Genomic DNA, 751 nt, shown 5'->3' on the forward strand with positions numbered 1-751 from the left:
GCGCCCGGACGACCCATCGATGGTGATGGTGTCACCCTCCTTAAAGCTGGTCGCACCAACGATCGCTTCGCGCCGCGAGACATCGACACTGATGCCCTCGGCACCAGCAACACAGGGCTTACCCATGCCGCGCGCCACCACCGCCGCGTGCGAGGTCTTACCACCGCGCGCGGTCAGGATGCCCTCAGAGGCAAAGAAGCCATGGATATCCTCGGGCTTGGTCTCCTCACGCACCAGGATCACCTTCTGTCCCAGATCATGACCAAGCTGGTGGGCGCGATCGGCATCGAACACCGCGATGCCCGCCGCGGCACCCGGCGAGGCCGGCAGGCCCTGGGCGACCGGCTCCACCTTCGAGCTCGGGTCCAGACGCGGGAACAGCATCTGCTCCAGGCTGATCGGATCGATGCGCTGCAGTGCCTGCTCCTTGCTGATCAGGCCCTCTTGCTCCATCTCCACCGAGGTGCGCACCATGCCCTGCGCGTTCATCTTGCCGTTGCGGGTCTGCAGGCAATAGAGCACGCCGCGCTCGATGGTGAACTCGAAGTCTTGCACCTCGCGGTAATGGGTCTCGAGCTTGGCGCGCAGCTCCGCCAGCTCCTCGGCCATCTGTGGCATCTCGACCGTCAGCCGATCAAGCGGCTTCGGGGTGCGGATACCGGCGACCACGTCCTCGCCCTGGGCGTTGATCAGATACTCGCCGTAGAGCTTGTTCTCGCCGGTGCCAGGGTTGCGGGTGAAGCCCACACCA

The 751-nt window shown here is 65.2% G+C and carries 1 protein-coding gene; it reads right to left on the minus strand.

All coding sequences use genetic code 11. The features are described from left to right. A partial coding sequence (locus tag VBE63_RS30805) for a PEP-utilizing enzyme (RefSeq protein WP_323686746.1) occupies window positions 1-751 on the minus strand: 751 nt, incomplete at both ends.

This window comes from Lamprobacter sp., from assembly GCF_034860625.1.
Classification (GTDB): Bacteria; Pseudomonadota; Gammaproteobacteria; order Chromatiales; family Chromatiaceae; genus Lamprobacter.